General features: G+C 61.2%; 19 protein-coding genes. 5 read left to right on the top strand and 14 right to left on the bottom strand.

The genetic code is table 11. The annotated features are described in order from the left end of the window. Positions 1 to 89: 89 nt before the first annotated feature. From AAEO81_RS03880 to AAEO81_RS03845, 8 genes are read right to left on the bottom strand one after another with little or no spacing between them, the layout of a single operon-like run. On the bottom strand, positions 90 to 1121 hold the full coding sequence (locus AAEO81_RS03880; RefSeq protein WP_166597479.1) for a septal ring lytic transglycosylase RlpA family protein: 1032 nt from the start codon (positions 1119 to 1121) through the stop codon (positions 90 to 92). Beyond that, entirely contained in the window at positions 1121 to 2131 is a 1011-nt protein-coding gene (gene mltB, locus AAEO81_RS03875) for a lytic murein transglycosylase B (RefSeq protein WP_341961742.1), read from the bottom strand. The genes AAEO81_RS03880 and mltB overlap by 1 nt, the downstream gene beginning before the upstream one ends. A 17-nt stretch (positions 2132 to 2148) precedes the next feature. After that, positions 2149 to 3252: a rod shape-determining protein RodA gene (gene rodA / locus AAEO81_RS03870; RefSeq protein ID WP_166597533.1), complete on the bottom strand. Its 1104-nt coding sequence runs from the start codon at positions 3250 to 3252 to the stop codon at positions 2149 to 2151. A 31-nt stretch (positions 3253 to 3283) separates the two neighbouring features. Further along, entirely contained in the window at positions 3284 to 5185 is a 1902-nt protein-coding gene (gene mrdA, locus AAEO81_RS03865; protein ID WP_341961741.1) for a penicillin-binding protein 2, read from the bottom strand. A gap of 31 nt (positions 5186 to 5216) precedes the next feature. Beyond that, positions 5217 to 5684: a 23S rRNA (pseudouridine(1915)-N(3))-methyltransferase RlmH gene (gene rlmH / locus AAEO81_RS03860; protein WP_166597476.1), complete on the bottom strand. Its 468-nt coding sequence runs from the start codon at positions 5682 to 5684 to the stop codon at positions 5217 to 5219. 9 nt (positions 5685 to 5693) lie between these two features. Then, positions 5694 to 6122: a ribosome silencing factor gene (gene rsfS, locus AAEO81_RS03855; RefSeq protein ID WP_341961740.1), complete on the bottom strand. Its 429-nt coding sequence runs from the start codon at positions 6120 to 6122 to the stop codon at positions 5694 to 5696. A gap of 17 nt (positions 6123 to 6139) precedes the next feature. Beyond that, the gene (gene nadD / locus AAEO81_RS03850) at positions 6140 to 6823 is read right to left on the bottom strand and encodes a nicotinate-nucleotide adenylyltransferase (protein ID WP_341964455.1); all 684 of its coding nucleotides are present in this window, start codon (positions 6821 to 6823) and stop codon (positions 6140 to 6142) included. 43 nt (positions 6824 to 6866) lie between these two features. Further along, a complete protein-coding gene (locus tag AAEO81_RS03845) occupies positions 6867 to 8141 on the bottom strand; it encodes a glutamate-5-semialdehyde dehydrogenase (RefSeq protein ID WP_341961739.1) in 1275 nt (424 codons plus the stop codon). A 232-nt stretch (positions 8142 to 8373) separates the two neighbouring features. On the opposite strand from AAEO81_RS03845, the gene AAEO81_RS03840 reads away from it, so the two are divergent. Together AAEO81_RS03840 and AAEO81_RS03835 are read left to right on the top strand one after the other, a co-directional pair. Further along, positions 8374 to 9057: a DNA-3-methyladenine glycosylase gene (locus tag AAEO81_RS03840; protein ID WP_341961737.1), complete on the top strand. Its 684-nt coding sequence runs from the start codon at positions 8374 to 8376 to the stop codon at positions 9055 to 9057. A gap of 3 nt (positions 9058 to 9060) precedes the next feature. Further along, complete coding sequence (locus AAEO81_RS03835) at positions 9061 to 10377, top strand: bifunctional DedA family/phosphatase PAP2 family protein (RefSeq protein ID WP_341961735.1); 1317 nt, start codon at positions 9061 to 9063, stop codon at positions 10375 to 10377. 118 nt (positions 10378 to 10495) lie between these two features. On the opposite strand, the gene AAEO81_RS03830 is transcribed toward AAEO81_RS03835, so the two are convergent. Genes AAEO81_RS03830 through AAEO81_RS03820 form a run of 3 tightly spaced genes read right to left on the bottom strand, consistent with a single transcriptional unit; the run spans position 10496 to position 12186 of the window. Then, entirely contained in the window at positions 10496 to 11086 is a 591-nt protein-coding gene (locus AAEO81_RS03830) for an LON peptidase substrate-binding domain-containing protein (RefSeq protein WP_341961733.1), read from the bottom strand. 24 nt (positions 11087 to 11110) lie between these two features. After that, the gene (locus AAEO81_RS03825; RefSeq protein ID WP_341961732.1) at positions 11111 to 11827 is read right to left on the bottom strand and encodes an LrgB family protein; all 717 of its coding nucleotides are present in this window, start codon (positions 11825 to 11827) and stop codon (positions 11111 to 11113) included. Further along, positions 11824 to 12186: a CidA/LrgA family protein gene (locus AAEO81_RS03820; RefSeq protein WP_166597469.1), complete on the bottom strand. Its 363-nt coding sequence runs from the start codon at positions 12184 to 12186 to the stop codon at positions 11824 to 11826. The genes AAEO81_RS03825 and AAEO81_RS03820 overlap by 4 nt, the downstream gene beginning before the upstream one ends. A 315-nt stretch (positions 12187 to 12501) precedes the next feature. Between AAEO81_RS03820 and AAEO81_RS03815 the strand changes: the two genes are divergently transcribed. From AAEO81_RS03815 to AAEO81_RS03805, 3 genes are all read left to right on the top strand, one after another. Beyond that, complete coding sequence (locus AAEO81_RS03815; RefSeq protein WP_341961731.1) at positions 12502 to 12957, top strand: MaoC family dehydratase; 456 nt, start codon at positions 12502 to 12504, stop codon at positions 12955 to 12957. Positions 12958 to 13097: 140 nt separating this feature from the next. Continuing rightward, positions 13098 to 14792 (top strand): C13 family peptidase, encoded by a 1695-nt coding sequence (locus tag AAEO81_RS03810; RefSeq protein ID WP_166597467.1) that lies wholly within the window; start codon positions 13098 to 13100, stop codon positions 14790 to 14792. A 112-nt stretch (positions 14793 to 14904) separates the two neighbouring features. After that, a complete protein-coding gene (locus AAEO81_RS03805; RefSeq protein ID WP_341961729.1) occupies positions 14905 to 15546 on the top strand; it encodes an oxidoreductase in 642 nt (213 codons plus the stop codon). Between the two features lie 33 nt (positions 15547 to 15579). On the opposite strand, the gene AAEO81_RS03800 is transcribed toward AAEO81_RS03805, so the two are convergent. From AAEO81_RS03800 to mpl, 3 genes are read right to left on the bottom strand one after another with little or no spacing between them, the layout of a single operon-like run. Beyond that, positions 15580 to 15870, bottom strand: a complete 291-nt coding sequence (locus AAEO81_RS03800; protein WP_341961728.1) for a YceK/YidQ family lipoprotein — start codon at positions 15868 to 15870, stop codon at positions 15580 to 15582. Next, complete coding sequence (gene ubiX / locus AAEO81_RS03795; RefSeq protein ID WP_341961727.1) at positions 15863 to 16492, bottom strand: flavin prenyltransferase UbiX; 630 nt, start codon at positions 16490 to 16492, stop codon at positions 15863 to 15865. The genes AAEO81_RS03800 and ubiX overlap by 8 nt, the downstream gene beginning before the upstream one ends. Next, positions 16489 to 17838 (bottom strand): UDP-N-acetylmuramate:L-alanyl-gamma-D-glutamyl-meso-diaminopimelate ligase, encoded by a 1350-nt coding sequence (gene mpl, locus AAEO81_RS03790; RefSeq protein ID WP_341961726.1) that lies wholly within the window; start codon positions 17836 to 17838, stop codon positions 16489 to 16491. The genes ubiX and mpl overlap by 4 nt, the downstream gene beginning before the upstream one ends. Between the last annotated feature and the right edge of the window lie 25 nt (positions 17839 to 17863).

The following is a 17863-nucleotide window of genomic DNA, read 5'->3' as shown; positions in this document are numbered from 1 at the left end:
GCTGACAACGCTCGCGCTGACGGCCAGTCGTCCGTCAGGCCAGTTCTGATCCGGCCTCGTTGCCAAGGTTCGAATCATCGATCCTTTTTTTACTGATCAGACGTCACGACGCTCGGCGACCCCAGGTTCGCCGACCTGACGCTGTTCTGCAGTTGCTGGGCTTCACCCGGCGTGTCGACCGGTCCCATCCGCACGCGATAGAGCGTCTGTTGATTGCGCGCTATCGAGCTCACGAAAACCGGGGCCCGAACCATCCCGCTCAGTTTCGACCTCAGGAGTTCCGCAGCGTCCGGGTTGGCGAAGGCTCCCACTTGGAGAAACAGCCCAGACACTTGTCCGGAAGCGTTTTTTTTTGCGTCGATCGGTACAGGCGATACGGGTGCGGCGTGCTGCTGCGGTGGTGGCGTCCATTGTTCGATGGTACCCGCCGATGCCGTGATCACCGGCGCAGCAGGTTGTGGCCTGGCGGTCGGACCGCTGATCGCAACTTGCGGCTGATCCAGCATCAACGGCGCAGGCTTGCCACGCTGGGCCCAATATTGAGCGGGGTCGATGCCTTCGACTTTCACGCGCGCCGTGCCGATCTCGGCATACCCGAGTTTCTTGGCGGCGGCGTAGGACAGGTCGATGATCCGGTCTGAATAGAACGGTCCACGGTCGTTGACCCGCAGGATCACCGTGCGATTGTTGTCCAGGTTGGTCACGCGAACGTAGCTCGGCAGCGGCAAGGTCTTGTGCGCCGCGCTCATGCCGTACAGGTCATACACTTCGCCGTTGGCGGTGTTCTGGCCATGGAACTTGGTGCCGTACCACGACGCGGTGCCGGTCTGGCTGTAGCTCGCGGAATCGGTCAGCGGGAAATACGTTTTGCCGAGCACGGTGTATGGGTTGGCTTTATAAGGGCCAGTGTGCAGGGTCGGCACGGCATCAGGGATGCGCGAAACGTCGACGTCCCACCACGGAGCGCCATCTTTGTGTGCCCGATTGATGTCCAGTCCCGGCTGCGAGCGGATGATGTTGCCTTGCTGCGTCGGTCGACTGGTGGAGCAACTGACGACGAGCAATGTCAGCGCCGTGAAGGCCATCAGCTTCAATGGTTGTTTGATCGGCAATGACCGCATTACTTGACGCCCCGAGCTTGAACAAGCAGTTCAGACAGCTGATGCACGGCCATGGCGTACATCACGCTGCGGTTGTAACGCGTGATTGCGTAAAAATTCTTCAAACCCATCCAGTATTCAGGGCCTTTGTCGCCTTCGAGGCGAAACGCCGTGACCGGCATATCATCGCGCAGCGCATCATGACTCGCCCACCCCAAGGCTCGCAACTCCCCGACGGTCTTTACCGGCTCGATTCCGGGACTCAGCCCCTCATCGGCACGGTCACCGCGCACGGTCGCCAGACTGACCACGGGTTCACCCGCGACCCAGCCGTGACGCTTGAAGTAACTCGCGACGCTGCCGATTGCATCATCCGGGTCGTTCCAGATGTTGATGTGGCCGTCGCCGTCGAAATCCACCGCATACGCCCGGAAACTGCTCGGCATGAACTGCGGCAACCCCATCGCCCCGGCATACGAGCCCTTGAGCGTCAGCGGGTCAACCTGCTCCTCACGCGACAGCAACAGGTACTCGCGCAGCTCTTTGCGAAAGAAGTCAGCACGCGGAGGGTAATCGAAACTCAGGGTCGATAATGCATCGATCACCCGATAATTTCCGGTATTGCGTCCAAAAAACGTCTCAACACCGATGATCGCCACGATCACCTGCGCCGGCACGCCGTATTCCTGCTCGGCGCGTGCAAGGGTCGCCTCATGCTGCCGCCAGAAATCCACACCCCGTGCGATGCGCGCCTCGGTGAGGAACATCGGGCGGTAATCCTTCCACGGCTTCACCCGTTCGGCGGGGCGGGAAATCGCGTCGAGAATCGACTGTTTACGCTCGACGTTGCGAAAAACTTCGATCAACTGTTCGCCCGCGAACCCGTAATCCCGGGTCATGTCGCTGACGAACTGGGCGACCTGAGGCGAGCCTTCATAATCACCGGCAAGCGATTCCTGCACGGACCCGAGGATGCCCATCAGACCGACCAGCGGCGCATATCGAGCAGCCCAGCCACGCACTACTTGCATTGAGTTGTTCACCTTAATCAAACCTGAGCGATCCACTTGCGGTGGGTATGGATCGACATCAAAACCCCAAACGCTGACAGCAGCGTCACCAGCGAAGTTCCGCCGTAACTAATGAAGGGCAACGGCACCCCCACGACCGGCAGCAGACCGCTGACCATACCGATGTTGACGAAAACGTAAACAAAAAACGTCATGGTCAGGCTACCCGCGAGCAACTTGCCGTAGAGCGTCTGCGCCTGCGCAGTGATCACCAGCCCGCGACCGATCAGCAACAGATAGATCAACAGCAGCGCACAGATCCCCACCAGGCCGAACTCTTCGCCCAGTACCGCGATGATGAAGTCGGTGTGGCTTTCAGGCAGGAAGTCCAGGTGCGACTGGGTGCCGAGCAGCCAGCCTTTACCGAACACGCCGCCCGAACCGATGGCGGCTTTGGACTGAATAATATTCCAGCCGGTGCCCAGCGGATCGCTTTCCGGGTCGAGGAACGTGAGGATTCGCTGCTTCTGATAGTCGTGCATGAAGAAGAACCACATCGCCACGGCCACTGGCACGGCGGCCGCGATCACGCCGATGATCCAGCGCCAGCGCAAACCGGCCATGAACAACACGAACGTCCCGGACGCCAGAATCAGCAGCGACGTGCCGAGGTCCGGTTGGCGCACGATCAGAATGAACGGCAGGCCGATCAGCGCGAGGCTCACAGCGACATGCTTCAAGTGCGGCGGCAGCGTGCGTTTGGACAGGTACCAGGCGATGGTCGCCGGCATGATGATCTTCATGAATTCCGACGGCTGGAAGCGAATCACCCCCGGAATGTTGATCCAGCGGGTCGCGCCCATCGCGTTGTGGCCCATCACGTCCACCGCCACCAGTAACAGCACGCCGAGGACGTAGGCAATCGGCACCCAGCGCGCCATGAAACGCGGCTCCAGTTGGGCAATGACAAACATCGACACCAGCCCGATACCAAACGACGTGGTCTGTTTGATCAACAGGTCCCAGCTCTTGCCGCTGGCGGAATACAGGACGAACAGGCTGCCAGCGGCCAGCGTGAGCAACAGGATCAGCAGCGGGCCATCGACATGGATTTTCTGCAGGAACGTGGCGCGTCGGCGCATCACGTCTTCGCTTGAGAGGATGCGGTCGAAATTACTCTTCACGGGCCGCGGTCTCCGGAGGCTGTGTGTTGGCGGCGTATTCAGGTTTCAGACGACCTTGCGGGTCCAGCAGCCAGGCATCCATGACCTGTCGCACCACGGGAGCCGCGGCGCCGGAGCCGGACTCACCGTTTTCAATCATGACCGCCACAACGATTTTCGGGTTGTCGGCAGGCGCAAAGCCCACGAACAGGGCGTGGTCGCGGTGACGTTCCTGCACTTTCGAGCGGTCGTATTTTTCGCCCTGACGAATGGCCACAACCTGGGCCGTACCGCTCTTGCCCGCAATGCGGTACTGCGCACCAATCGCGGCTTTGCGCGCAGTGCCCCGGGCGCCGTGCATGACCTGTTGCATGCCGTGATTGACCTTCGCCCAGTCGGACGGATCGCGCAGCACGATGTCAGGCATCGGGTTTTCATCCACTGGCTTCTGGCCTTCAATGGTCCTGGCCAAATGTGGACGATTCCATTTGCCCTTGTTTGCCACCAGCGCAGTTGCCTGCGCCAGTTGCAGCGGGGTGGCCTGCATGTAGCCCTGACCAATCCCGAGAATCAGCGTCTCGCCCGGGAACCAGGCCTGACGACGGGTGATGCGCTTCCAGTCTCGGGACGGCATCAGGCCCGGAGACTCCTCGAACATGTCCAGCGAGACCTTCTGCCCGATGCCGAACTTGTTCAGGTACGCAGACAGCCGATCAATGCCGACCTTGTGCGCGAGGTCGTAAAAATAGGTGTCGTTGGAGCGCATGATCGCGGTGTCCAGATCGACCCAGCCGTCACCCGTGCGGTTCCAGTTACGGTATTTGTGATCGTAATTGGGCAGCATGTAGTAGCCGGGGTCGAACACCCGCGTGCTGGCGGTGACGACGCCGGAGTCCAGGCCCGCAATGGCCACGGCGGGCTTGATGGTCGAGCCCGGTGGGTACAGGCCGCGCAGAATGCGGTTGAACAGCGGACGGTCCACCGAATCCCGCAACTCTGAATACGCCTTGAAGCTGATGCCGGTGACGAACAGATTCGGGTCGAAACTCGGCTGACTGACCATTGCCAGCACTTCACCGGTGTTCGGGTCCAGCGCCACGACCGCACCGCGACGTCCGGCCAATGCGGCTTCGGCCGCTTCCTGCAATTGAATGTCGAGGCTCAGGACAATGTCTTTGCCGGGGACTGGATCGGTACGTTTCAGCACGCGCAACACACGGCCACGGGCGTTGGTTTCGACTTCTTCGTAACCGACCTGACCGTGCAGCTCCGGTTCGTAGAAACGCTCGATGCCGGTCTTACCCATGTGGTGGGTGCCGCTGTAATTCACCGAATCGAGGCTTTTCAGCTCTTTCTCGTTGATCCGACCCATGTAGCCGACCGAATGCGCGAAGTGCGCGCCCTGCGGGTAGTGGCGCATCAATTGCGCGACCACCTCGACGCCTGGCAGGCGGAACTGATTCACGGCGATGCGGGCGATCTGCTCTTCGGTCAACTCAAACAGGATCGGCACCGGCTCGAATGGCCGGCGCCCCTGCTTCATGCGTTTCTCGAAGATGATCCGGTCATCCGGCGTGAGCTCCAGCACCTCAACGATGGTGTCGAGCACCTTCGCCCACTCCCCGCCCGAACGCTCGCGGGTCATGCTCAGGTTGAAACTGGGCCGGTTGTCGGCGATGACCACGCCGTTGCGGTCGAAAATCAGCCCGCGGCTTGGCGGGATCGGCTGCACATGCACCCGGTTGTTTTCCGACAGCGTCGAGTGGTACTCGTACTGAATGACCTGCAGAAAATACAGACGCGCCACCAGCACGCAGATCAGCACGATCACGATCACAGCACCGACCACGACCCGGTTGCGCACAAGGCGTGCGTCCTTTTCGTGGTCTTTCAGGCGAATCGGCTGAGACATTTAGGGCGTGTTCACAGTGAAGGCAGCAGCGCTACTTGTGATAAGGGTGACCGGACAATACCGTCCAGGCACGATAAATCTGCTCACCGATTAGGATGCGCACCAACGGGTGCGGCAACGTCAACGGCGACAACGACCAACGCTGCTCGGCGCGGGCGCACACCTCTGGCGCCAGTCCTTCCGGACCGCCCACCATAAGGTTGACCGTGCGCGAATCCAGTCGCCAGCGATCAAGCTCCGTTGCCAGCTGCTCGGTGCTCCACGGCTTGCCGTGAACCTCAAGCGTGACGATCCGCTCGCCCGGTTGCACTTTCGCCAGCATGGCCTCGCCTTCCTGTCGGATCAGGCGTGCCACGTCGGCGTTCTTGCCTCGGGTGTTGAGCGGAATCTCTACCAGTTCAAGGGCCAGCTCGGATGGCAGACGCTTGGCATACTCGTGCCAACCCTCTTCCACCCACTTGGGCATGCGTGAACCGACAGCAATCAGACGCAGGCGCACAACGAACCCTTAGTTCTGATCTTTGCTGAGCTTGTCGAAATGCTCGTGCGGCGTTTCCGGGCTGTGGTGCGCGCCGCTGGCGGCACGGCTCTGCTCGGCGCCCTGCCACAGGCGTTCCAGGTCGTAGAACTGACGAGCGGCGGCGGTCATCATGTGTACGATCACGTCGCCCAGGTCGAGCAGCACCCAGTCGCTCTCGCCTTTGCCTTCTTCGCCCAGAGGCTGCGCGCCCTTGGCTTTGACGTTCTCGCGAACCTTGTCGAGCATCGCGTTGATCTGACGGTTCGACGTACCGGTGGCGATCACCATGTAGTCGGTCAGGCTGTGCTTGTCCTTGACGTCGATGACCAGGATGTCCAGGGCCTTGACGTCTTCGAGCGCAGCCTTGGCCAGTTCAACCAGCGTTTCGCCGGAAAGGGTGATTTTTTGCTGTGTCATAAAAAACTCATTCAGTTTCAATTGGGCGCACGGTACAGCCCGTGTGCCTCGATGTAGGCCAGTACTGCGTCTGGCACCAGAAAACGTACCGACTTCCCGCTGGCCAGCAGGTGGCGGATCTGGGTGGCAGACACCGAAAGCGGCGTCTGCCAGACGAATGTAATGTGTCCGCCAGGCCCTTTCAGGGCTTTCGGGTCACTGACTGCGCGCGCCGCCAGCAGGTTACGCATGGCGTCCGGCGACTCGCTGTCGGCGTCCGGGCGTTGCAGCACCACGATATGGCAGTGCTCCAGCAACTCTTCCCAACGATGCCAGGTGGGCAGCCCGCAAAAGGCGTCCCATCCCAGCAACAAAAACAGCTGATCATCGACGGCCAGCTCAGCGCGCATCGATTCCAGCGTGTCGATGGTGTACGACGGCTTGTCCCGCAACAGTTCGCGGTCATCCACCGTCAATGGCGAAACGCCCTGGACAGCACTCTGGACCATCGCGAGACGGTCCTGCGCCGACACACTGGGCGTGTCGCGATGAGGCGGCCTGGCGCTGGGCGTCAGGCGTAACTCATCGAGTTCAAGCAACGCGGCCACTTCCAGTGCGCCGCGCAAATGACCGATGTGCACAGGATCGAACGTCCCGCCCAGCATCCCGATACGTCTCGGCGTGCGTGAGACAGAAACCCCTTCTCCGGCAGGCTCGGCCACAGCGTTCGCATCATTGCCTGCGTGCTGCCGAACGTCGGCCAAGTCAGGCAGGCCCCTGCCCGCGCAGCTGACGACCGTCGCCCACCACGATGTACTTCTCGCACGTCAGGCCTTCAAGACCGACCGGGCCACGCGCGTGAATCTTGTCGGTGGAAATCCCGATTTCAGCACCAAGGCCGTATTCGAAGCCGTCCGCAAAACTGGTCGGCGCATTGATCATCACCGAACTGGAATCGACTTCGGCCATGAAACGACGGGTCTGAGCCTGAGAGTCGGAGATGATTGCGTCGCTGTGGTGCGAGCCGTAGTGGTTGATGTGTTCGATGGCCTGATCCAGCCCGGTCACGATGCGGATCGAGAGGATCGGGGCCAGGTATTCGGTGTGCCAGTCTTCTTCGGTTGCGGGGATGGCTTCAATCAGCTCACGGGTGCGCTCGCAACCGCGCAATTCGACGCCTTTCTCGCGGAACTGGGCAGCCATTTGCGGCAGGAAATCAGCGGCGATGGCCTGATCGACCAGCAGCGTTTCCATCGCACCGCAGATGCCGTAGCGATAGGTCTTGGCATTGAATGCAATGCGCTGGGCGGCCGCGAGATCTGCGTGGGCACTGACGTAAACGTGGCAGATGCCATCCAGGTGTTTGATGACCGGCACTTTGGCATCGCGACTGACGCGCTCGATCAAACCCTTGCCGCCACGAGGAACGATGACGTCCACGTATTCCGGCATGGTGATCAAGGCGCCCACGGCAGCGCGGTCGGTGGTCTCGACGACTTGCACGACGGCGGCAGGCAGACCGGCGTCATCGAGACCGCGCTGGATGCAGGCGGCAATGGCACGGTTGGAGTGAATGGCTTCGGAGCCGCCGCGCAGGATGGTGGCGTTGCCGGACTTGAGGCACAGGCTGGCGGCGTCGATGGTCACGTTCGGACGCGACTCATAGATGATGCCGACCACGCCCAGTGGAACGCGCATCTTGCCGACCTGAATGCCCGAAGGCTGAAAGTTCATGTCACGAATAGTGCCAATCGGGTCCGGCAGACTGGCGACCTGACGCAAACCGGCGATCATACTGTCGATGCGAGCCGGGGTCAGGGCGAGACGTTCAAGCAGTGCGGGTTCCAGACCGTTGGCGCGACCAGCCGCCAGATCCTGCTCATTGGCAGCGGTCAGTTCGTCGCGGGCAGCATCCAGCGCAGCGGCGGTGGCGGCCAGGGCGCGGTTTTTCTGCGCGGTGCTGGCGCGGCCGATCACGCGCGAAGCTTCGCGGGCGGCGCGACCCAGACGGGTCATGTAGTCAAGAACGGACTCAGTCATGGTCTCAGAGGTCTTGGCAGAGAAGAAAGCGGCCGATTATAGCTGTCGGGCGTGACGAACGACAGCGGCGACAGGCGGATGGTCGAAATAGGCCGGATTTGTCGAAGGAATGCAGTCGGTTTCCGGAGCTTCTGTGGGAACGATCAACGTGCGAGAACGGCGTGCAGCCATTCAGCTGCAATTAAGGCCGGGGTTGCTATCATCGCCAGCCACACCTTCACGTTGCCCGCCCATGCCCGATCACGCCCACCGCGCCTTGCCCGACAGTTTCTTCAACCGCGATGCCCAGACCCTCGCCCGCGATTTGCTGGGCAAGGTTGTTCGGCACAAGGTCGGCGAATTATGGCTGTCGGCACGCATCATAGAGACAGAGGCCTATTACCTGGAGGAAAAAGGCAGCCATGCGTCCTTGGGCTACACAGAAAAACGTAAGGCTTTGTTTCTGGATGGCGGCCACATCTATATGTATTACGCCAGGGGTGGCGATTCGCTGAACTTCAGCGCCGGAGGGCCAGGCAACGCCGTGCTGATCAAATCGGCCTATCCGTGGGTCGACGCCTTCTCCGATGAAAACAGCCTCGCGCAGATGCAGCTGAACAATCCCGACGCCAGCGGCAATCTGCGAGCACCCGAGCGGCTGTGCGCGGGGCAGACGCTGCTGTGCAAGGCACTGGTTCTGAAAGTGCCGATGTGGGACGGCAAGCGCTTCGATCACGAGCAGATTTTCGTGGAAGACGTGGGCCAGCCGCCTGAGCGCATCATCCAGGCCACTCGCCTCGGGATTCCCTCCGGTCGAGACGAACACCTGATGTACCGCTTCGTGGATGCCGCGTACGCGCGTTTCTGCACGCGGAACCCGTTACGACGTGGCCAAGTCGAAGGCCGCGACTACTTCATCATCGAGCAAGGAAACTGACCCATGGGCTCATGGCTCGACGGCATTACTTCATGGCTGAGCGCCAACCCCTCCTGGCTGGGCGCAGCGGTCTTTCTCGTGTCGTTTCTCGAATGCATGGCCATTGCTGGAATCATCGTGCCCGGCACCGTCGCGCTGTTCGCGATCGCCGCATTGGCGGGCAGTGGCATCCTGCCCCTGAGCGAAGCGCTGCTGCTGGGTTTCCTCGGCGGTTTGCTGGGTGACTTCATTTCTTACTTTCTGGGGCGACGTTTCCACCAGAACATTCGACGGCTTCCTGGATTGAGGCATCACCCCGAATGGATCGCGGGGGCGGAGACCTACTTTCAGCGCTACGGCATCGCAAGCCTTCTGGTCGGTCGCTTCATTGGTCCATTGCGCCCCATGCTGCCGATGGTGGCCGGGATGTGCGACATGCCGTTCGTGCGCTTCGCGGCCGTCAGCGTCATCGCGGCGGCGGGCTGGTCGGTGGCGTACATCCTGCCCGGCTGGGCGACCGGGGCAGCCTTTCGCTTGCCGCTGCCGGAAGGCTTCTGGCCCGAGGCCGGCGTGGTCGCTGCCGCGCTGGCGGTGTCCCTGGGCGTCGCCATTCATGCCAGCGTGCAAGGCAAGCCCTACGCCATTCGGCTGATCGCCGTGCTCAGCTTGATCCTGCTGATCGCGGTGTTTCTCGGCTGGCCGTATCTGGCGCACCTCGACCAAGGCGTCATGACATTGGTGCAGGAGCATCGCAGCGCCGCCGCGGAAAACTTCGTGGTGCTGGTGACTGGCTTGGGGGATTTCAGAACCCAGTTTTGTGCAGCTGCCGTGCTGCTGCTCATTCTGGTGGCCACCCGCCAGTGGCGTCATGCGATCTTCGCCTGCTCGACGACGCTGGGTGCGGCCATCCTCAACCAGACCATGAAAAACACCTTCGCTCGTGCCCGCCCCGAGGTTCTTGCCGAGCCACTGGTGACGTACAGCATGCCCAGCGGACATGCTTCGGCTTCGTTTGCGCTGTTCATGACGCTGGCAGTGCTGGCGGGTCGCGGGCAACCGGCGCGATTGCGATTGACGTGGCTGGCGCTGGGGGTGATCCCGGCGGCGTCGATTTGCGTGTCGCGGGTTTATCTGGGCGTGCACTGGCCTACGGATGTGCTGGCGGGGATGCTGCTGGCGTTTTTTACCTGCGCGACGAGCCTGGCATTCGTGCAGAACAAACAGTCGTTGCCTGCGCTGCCGTTGCGGGTGTGGTGGTTGATATTGCCAGCGATCGTTCTGGTGTTAGGTGGGTTTGCGGCGCATTCGCTGACCCATGGGTTGATCAGGTACGAATACTGACGCAGCGCTGAACATGTAGGAGTGAGCTTGCTCGCGATCAGGTGTGGCAGGCACAGATGGATTGAATGACCTGCCGTCATCGCGAGCAAGCTCACTCCCACAGGGGAGTGCATGCAAGTCAGGCTTGCATATCCCCCTGCATCTCATCGAGCAGGTCCTGAATCGCATCGAGCCGCTCTTCGGCGTCGTCTATTTCCAGCAGTTCGATCTTGTCTTCTTCCGCGAACGGCAGCAGGTACGCCAACTGGTTCGACAATGATTGCTGCCCACTGGCCGTGAGCCCCATGTTCAATGCCGCCACCATCGGATGTTCGGCCAGAGCGGCCAGCAACGCGACCAGATCGTCATCTTCTTCCTGCAACGGCTTGTCCTGCGGCTCTTCCAGCCACTCGACGTCCGCCAACAACAGGTTGTCGCGCTGGGCCTCGGCGCTGACAACACGGAAACGTCGACCGCCCACTACGCGAATGCCCAGCAAGCCGTTGTCCTGCTGTTGAAAGTCAGTCACCAGTGCTTCGCAACCGACCTGCGAGAATCCTTCAGGCACGTCACCGACTTCACTGCCCTCGGTGATGCACACCACGCCGAAGCCTTCACCCTGCTTCATGCAGCGGCTGATCATGTCCAGGTAGCGCGCCTCGAAAATCTGCAAATCGAGTACACACCCCGGAAAGAGCACGGCGTTCAGCGGAAACAGCGGCAACGACATAGACCTACCCTCAAGCACCCATCTTCAAGCAACCAGAGACACCGCCAGCGGCAGGAACAGCGCCGTGGCGACACCCATCAAACTCATGGCGAGCGCCGCAAAGGCCCCGCACTCTTCGCCTTCCTGCAATGCGGCCGAGGTGCCGACCGCGTGCGCCGTCAGCCCCAACGCCATGCCTCTCGCTTCAGGGCTGTGCACGCCCGCGAGGGTCAACAGGCCCGGGCCGAATATGCCTCCAATGACGCCGGTGATCAACACGAAAACCGCTGCCAGCGCCGCCACGCCGCCAATCTGCTCGGCCACCAGCATGGCGATCGGCGAGGTGACCGACTTCGGCGCCATGGTCATCAGGATCATGTGATTGGCGCCCAGCCCCCACCCGATCATCAGGCACAAACCGGTCGCCACCACGCCGCCAATCACCAGCGTAGTCAAGACCGGCCAGAACAACTGCCGAATCCGCCGCAGATTCAAGTACAGCGGCACCGCCAGCGCCACCGTGGCGGGGCCGAGCAGGATGCTGAGGATTTCAGTGCTTTTACGGTATTCAACGTATTCCAGGCCGCACCCGACCAGCACGCCGATGACAACGATCATCGACACCAGCACCGGCTGCAAAAAGACCCAGCGGGTTTTCTCATAGCCCGCCAGCACCAGCTGATAGGCCCCCAGGGTGATCGCGATGCCGAACAGCGGGTGGTGAATCACTGACAGCCAGGCGCCTTGCCAATCCAGATTCATGATGGCTCCCGGCGCGCGGACTGGCGGTCAATGAGTTTCTGCATCAGCCAGCCCGCAAACGTGAGCGAGATCATTAACGACAACACCAGTGACCCTACAATGGCCCAGAAATCGTCAGCGATCTGACTGGCGTAGACCATGACGCCCACGGCGGGCGGCACCAGCAACAAAGGCAAATAGCGCAGCAGACTACTGGCGGCGAGACTGATGGGTTCGCTGACCTCACCCCGGATCATCAGGTAAGTCATCAACAGCACCAGACCGATGATCGGCCCCGGCAGTATCGACAGAAACAAATGATTCAACGCGGTTCCCACCAACTGGAACAGCACAAGCCATGTCAGGCCTCTCAACAACATAAAAAACTCCAGCCAATTCGCGGCAACATTATAAGCACGCCGCCCACCGGCCTATGAGACGGTATTCGCGGGGTGCAGGATTCTTGACCAACCTCGGGCGGCGTGCTGATCTTTAGCCCGGAGCACATCATCCCTGTAGGAGTGAGCTTGCTCGCGATAGCGGTGTGTCAGGCGACAAATCTGTGACAGGCACACCGCTATCGCGAGCAAGCTCACTCCTACAAAATCAGCTGCGACTCTTAAAGAGTGAAGCAATAAAAGCGCCGGTCGCCGCGTCAGATTGAAAAACACCACCGATCCACAAGGAGAGTATCGATGCCCTATGTACCCGTTGCAGAACTGAAGCGCTATGAAGGCAAGGAACTGGGAAGTTCCGACTGGCTGCTGATCGACCAGGCGCGCATCAACCTGTTCGCTGAAGCCACTGGCGACTTTCAGTTCATTCACGTCGATCCGGTCAAGGCCGCGCAAACGCCGTTTGGGTCGACCATCGCCCACGGCTTCCTCTCACTCTCGCTGATGCCGAAACTGATGGAGTCGCTGCTGGTGATGCCCGAAGGCATGAAGATGGCGGTGAACTATGGGCTGGACAGCGTTCGTTTCATCCAGCCAGTGAAAGTCGACTCGCGCGTTCGTCTAAAAGTTACCCTCGCCGAAGTTACCGAGAAGAAGCCCGGCCAGTGGCTGCTCAAAGCCACCGCAACGCTGGAAATCGAAGGTCAGGACAAGCCCGCCTTCATCGCCGAACCGCTGTCGCTCTGCTTCGTATAAACCTCACAAAACATGAAACAGTCGTAACTGACTGTTTCATGACGCTTCCCGGCTGCGGCATACTCGGCGCGGCTGTGTGAGCGACTGGACACAAGTTCGCGGTCCGATCACGCCGAAATACCTCTTTTTCGGGATTTACCATGCGCGCGCTTGCCCCCCTGGCACTGACCCTTCTGATTACCGCATGCGGTGACGGCGAATCGATATTGCCGCCTGACGCACGCCTGCCCGATGGCGGTCGCTATCGCGGCGAGGTGATCAATGGCGTATTGCAAGGCAAGGGCCGCATCGACTACCCAAACGGCAGCTGGTACGCCGGGGAGTTCAGGAACGGTCAGTGGAACGGCCAGGGCGAGTGGCACGCCAGCAACGGCGACGTCTATAAAGGCGGCTTTCAGGATGGTCTGTTTCAAGGTCCGGGTCAGTTGACCACCAGCGCGGGCAGCTACGTTGGCGGCTACAAACTGGGGCGCCGTGACGGCGAAGGCACGCTCAAAGAGCACGGCATGAGCTATCGCGGTCAGTTCAAGGCCGACCTGTACGACGGGCCGGGTCATCTCGTGCTGGAAGACGGCAGCGAATATCAAGGCGAATTCGCCCACGGCAAACCCAACGGCGAAGGCCAGCGCAGCGACGCCGCGGGGAATCAGTTCAGCGGCAAGTTCGTCAACGGCCAGTTGCAGGGCGTCGGCAACTTCACCAGCGCCGATGGCGACCAGTACGTCGGCGGCTTTCACGACAACCAATTGAACGGACGCGGCCGCTACGAAAACGCCGATGGCGACGTGTGGTCCGGGCAGTTCAAGGATGGCGCCTTTTCGGGCAAGGGCGAGTTGATCGGCGCTGACGGCACCAACTATCAGGGCCAGTTTCAAAACTGGCGTTTCGCGGGCGAAGGCCGTTTGCAGCTCCCTGACGGAAGCGTCTACGTGGGCCGATTCGACAACGACAACTACCAAGGCTCAGGCGTGCTGACCTCGGCGGACGGCAGTGTCCAAAGCGGCACCTGGTCCAACGGCCAGCGCGTGCGCGATGCAATGGGCAAGCTGCTGCCCGATCCTTTGGAAACCGGATTGCTCGCCCAAGGCCCGCTTTTGGACAAAACCCTGGCGGCGGTTCCGGCCTCGACACCTGCCGTCGAGCTGTACAGCCTGGTGGTGGGCGGCGACGGGAAGCAGAGCGTGTTCATGCGCGAAGCCGATTACGTCAACAAACTGCTGGCCTCCCGCTTCGGCGCATTTGGGCAGATCGAGCTGGTCAATCACCGTGACCACATGGCCGACCGTCCAATGGCCACCCGCGAGAACATCTCCCGCGCCGTGCAAACCCTCGCGCAGCGCAGCGGCCCTGAAGACTTGATCTTCATTTACCTCACCAGCCACGGCACGCATGAGCACGAACTGGTGCTGGATCAGCCACGACTGGAGCTGTCGGACTTGCCGGCGAACGAAATGGCGGGGCTCCTGGCCCCGTTGAAGAATCGCGACAAGGTGGTTGTCGTGTCGGCCTGCTATTCCGGCGGCTTCATCCCCGCGATCAAAGACGACAAAACCATGGTCATCACAGCCTCACGGGAAGATCGCGTGTCGTTTGGCTGCTCGGAAGAGGCCGATTTCACGTACTTCGGCGAAGCGTTGTTCGGCAAGGCATTGGTGGAAACCGACGATTTGCAACAGGCTTTCGACAGCGCCAAAGCCATCGTCGCGCAGCGGGAAATCGAAGAAAACTTCGAAGCCTCCGAACCGCAGATCTGGGCACCAAAAGGCGTCATCGCCCACTGGCAGAAGCTGCGCAAGAGCCAGGCAGAGCGAGCGTTGAATACCGTCAAACGTTAACGGTCAGGCAGTCTGGATGAATATTTCACGGCTTTTGTGAAACCAGCCCGGTCGCTGCGCAGTCTGTTGCGTTAGAGCGCCTATGCTTGTGGCGTATCAAGGGAGAACGACCATGTACTTGACGCCGCAACACATCCTGCTTGCCGGAGCGACGGGTTTGACGGGGGAACACTTGCTCGACCGTCTGCTCGCCGAACCCACTGTCAGCCGTGTATTGGCCCCCAGCCGCAGACCGCTGGCTGAGCATCCCCACTTGGAAAACCCTGTCGGTGATTTCACCTCGCTGCTGGCCCAATTGGGCGGTCGGGTCGATATCGCCTTCTGCTGCCTGGGCAGCACGATCAAGCAAGCCGGTTCGCAAGACGCCTTCCGGGCGGTGGACATGGACATGGTCGTCGCCTTCGGCAAACGCGCCCGCGAACTCGGCGCGCGTCATTTGCTGGTGATCAGCGCGGTAAATGCCGACCCCGAATCGAGCATTTTCTACAGCCGCGTAAAGGGCGAAATGGAGGAAGCGCTCAAGGAACAGAACTGGCCGCAACTGACCATCGCCCGCCCTTCGCTGTTGATTGGCGAACGTGAGGATCAGCGTCTGGTGGAACAACTGGCGGCGCCCATCGCCAAGTTGATTCCGGGCAAATACGGCGGCATCGAAGCGTGCAATCTGGCTCGCGCGCTGTGGCGGCTGGCGCTGGAAGAACAGGATGGGGTGCGGATTGTGGAGTCGGATGAATTGCGAAGGCTAGGGAAGTAAATCAGGCCACTTACCCCTACAGTGTCGCGACATCTACAGCCCCCCTGTCGCCCCATACCCCACGCCCAGCGCCGTCAGCACGGACAACGGCAACAGCACGGTGTCCAGCAACGCACTGCCGGGCAGGTCCAGCATCGGGTATTCCGGGGCTTCGGCGCCGAACCGGTCCTTTTCGCAGCACCCGCCATTAATCGCGTACAGGTCCAGCCGAGTGCCGGAATACACCACCGGCGCGCCCGGTTGATTGGCGTCCAGCGTGCGAACGGTCGAGCAACCGGTGGCCATGACCAACCCGAGGGTGAGGACAAACAGTTTCTTATTCATCGGCGCCAAAGTGATGCTCGCCCCAACGCGGCAGCATGTCTTGAGGAATGTTCAGCAGATTGAGAATCCGCGCCACGACAAAATCCACCAGATCATCGAGTGTCTGCGGCTGGTGATAGAAGCCAGGCGACGCAGGAAGAATCACCGCGCCCATGTTCGACAGCTTGAGCATGTTCTCCAGGTGAATGCTGGAAAACGGCGCCTCGCGAGGCACCAGAATCAGTTGGCGGCGTTCCTTCAGCGTCACGTCGGCGGCGCGTTCGATCAGGTTGTTGCAGGCGCCGGTGGCGATGGCCGACAACGTGCCGGTCGAGCACGGCACCACGACCATCGCGGCTGGCGAGCCCGAGCCAGACGCCACAGGGGACATCCAGTCTTCCTTGCCGTACACGCGAATCTGACCGTCGGCCGCGCCGGTGTATTCGGTCAGAAATGCCTGCATCATCTGTGGCTTGGGCGGCAGCGTGACGTCGGTTTCAGTCGCCATTACCAACTGCGCCGCCTTGGAAATCAGGAAGTGCACTTCGCGGTCTTCGCGCACCAGGCAATCCAGCAAACGCAGCCCGTATTGCGCGCCGGACGCACCGGTCATGGCCAGCGTGATGCGTTCCGGGCCGCTCATTTCAGCGCCTCGGCCAGCTTGCCGTGCAGCCCGCCGAAGCCGCCGTTGCTCATGATCACCACGTGAGTGCCGGGCTGAGCCTGGCTCTTCACGCGCTCGATGATGGCGTCCAGCGTGTCGCAGACGACCGACGGGGTTGTGCACAGCGCAGCGGTTGCGGCCAGGTCCCAGCCCAGATTGGCCGGGGCGTACCAGACCACCTGATCAGCCTGGTCGACGCTTTCTGGCAAGCCGTCGCGATGCGCGCCGAGCTTCATGGAGTTGGAGCGGGGCTCGACGATGGCGATGATCGGCGCGTCGCCGACTTTCTTGCGCAGGCCGTCCAGCGTGGTGGCGATAGCAGTCGGATGGTGAGCAAAGTCGTCATAAATGGTGATGCCGCGCACCTCGGCGACTTTCTCCATGCGGCGCTTCACGCTCTTGAACGCACTCAGGGCCTCCACGCCCTGCTGCGGCACGACGCCGACATGGCGCGCAGCGGCCAGGGTCGCCAAAGCGTTGGCCACGTTGTGCTGACCGGTCATGCCCCAATCGACTACGCCTTGCGCGACGCCTTCGAACAGCACTTCGAACTTCGAGCCATCTTCGCTGAGCAGCTTCGCCTGCCATTGACCGCCCTGCCCAGTGGTTTGCACCGGCGTCCAGCAGCCCATTTTGATCACACGCTCCAGCGCAGGCTCTGTGGTCGGATGAATGACCAGGCCTTCGCTCGGGATCGTGCGTACCAAGTGGTGGAATTGACGCTCGATGGCGGGCAGATCCGGGAAGATATCAGCGTGATCGAACTCAAGATTATTGAGGATCGCGGTGCGCGGGCCGTAGTGAACAAACTTTGAGCGTTTGTCGAAGAAGGCGCTGTCGTATTCGTCGGCTTCAACCACGAAGAATGGCGTGTCTCCCAGACGGGCGGACACGGAAAAATTCTGCGGCACGCCGCCAATCAAAAAGCCCGGCGCCATACCCGCGTGTTCCAGCACCCAGGCGAGCATGCTGCTGGTGGTGGTCTTGCCGTGGGTCCCTGCAACCGCCAACACCCAGCGACCGCGCAGCACGTGATCGGCCAGCCATTGAGGGCCGGAAACGTACGGCAGGCCTTTGTTCAGAACGTATTCCACAGCCGGGTTGCCCCGCGACATGGCGTTGCCGACCACCACCAGATCCGGCGCGGGATCGAGCTGGGAAGGGTCGTAACCCTGCATTAACTCAATGCCCTGCGCTTCGAGCTGTGTGCTCATCGGCGGATAGACGTTGGCGTCGGAGCCCGTGACTTTATGGCCCAGATCCTTGGCGAGCACCGCCAGCGACCCCATGAACGTGCCGCAAATACCCAGAATATGAATGTGCATGACCAACCTCTTAAAACATGGGCGC

Source organism: Pseudomonas sp. RC10, assembly GCF_038397775.1.
Lineage (GTDB): Bacteria > Pseudomonadota > Gammaproteobacteria > Pseudomonadales > Pseudomonadaceae > Aquipseudomonas > Aquipseudomonas bambusae.
Note: the sequence above shows the minus strand (reverse complement) of the source record. Positions and strands in the feature narration are given on the sequence as shown.

Bases quoted from the DNA above. Each gene is read 5' to 3' on its own strand.
- AAEO81_RS03800 (WP_341961728.1), bottom strand. From the start codon at position 15,870: ATGAATAAGAAACTGTTTGTCCTCACCCTCGGGTTGGTCATGGCCACC.
- rodA (WP_166597533.1), bottom strand. From the start codon at position 3,252: ATGCGCCGACGCGCCACGTTCCTGCAGAAAATCCATGTCGATGGCCCG.
- mltB (WP_341961742.1), bottom strand. From the start codon at position 2,131: ATGCAAGTAGTGCGTGGCTGGGCTGCTCGATATGCGCCGCTGGTCGGT.
- AAEO81_RS03840 (WP_341961737.1), top strand. From the start codon at position 8,374: ATGCCCGATCACGCCCACCGCGCCTTGCCCGACAGTTTCTTCAACCGC.
- ubiX (WP_341961727.1), bottom strand. From the start codon at position 16,492: ATGAGCGGCCCGGAACGCATCACGCTGGCCATGACCGGTGCGTCCGGC.
- mrdA (WP_341961741.1), bottom strand. From the start codon at position 5,185: ATGTCTCAGCCGATTCGCCTGAAAGACCACGAAAAGGACGCACGCCTT.
- AAEO81_RS03825 (WP_341961732.1), bottom strand. From the start codon at position 11,827: ATGAATCTGGATTGGCAAGGCGCCTGGCTGTCAGTGATTCACCACCCG.
- AAEO81_RS03830 (WP_341961733.1), bottom strand. From the start codon at position 11,086: ATGTCGTTGCCGCTGTTTCCGCTGAACGCCGTGCTCTTTCCGGGGTGT.
- AAEO81_RS03810 (WP_166597467.1), top strand. From the start codon at position 13,098: ATGCGCGCGCTTGCCCCCCTGGCACTGACCCTTCTGATTACCGCATGC.
- AAEO81_RS03845 (WP_341961739.1), bottom strand. From the start codon at position 8,141: ATGACTGAGTCCGTTCTTGACTACATGACCCGTCTGGGTCGCGCCGCC.
- AAEO81_RS03815 (WP_341961731.1), top strand. From the start codon at position 12,502: ATGCCCTATGTACCCGTTGCAGAACTGAAGCGCTATGAAGGCAAGGAA.
- AAEO81_RS03805 (WP_341961729.1), top strand. From the start codon at position 14,905: ATGTACTTGACGCCGCAACACATCCTGCTTGCCGGAGCGACGGGTTTG.
- AAEO81_RS03835 (WP_341961735.1), top strand. From the start codon at position 9,061: ATGGGCTCATGGCTCGACGGCATTACTTCATGGCTGAGCGCCAACCCC.
- rsfS (WP_341961740.1), bottom strand. From the start codon at position 6,122: ATGACACAGCAAAAAATCACCCTTTCCGGCGAAACGCTGGTTGAACTG.
- AAEO81_RS03880 (WP_166597479.1), bottom strand. From the start codon at position 1,121: ATGCGGTCATTGCCGATCAAACAACCATTGAAGCTGATGGCCTTCACG.
- mpl (WP_341961726.1), bottom strand. From the start codon at position 17,838: ATGCACATTCATATTCTGGGTATTTGCGGCACGTTCATGGGGTCGCTG.
- AAEO81_RS03820 (WP_166597469.1), bottom strand. From the start codon at position 12,186: ATGTTGTTGAGAGGCCTGACATGGCTTGTGCTGTTCCAGTTGGTGGGA.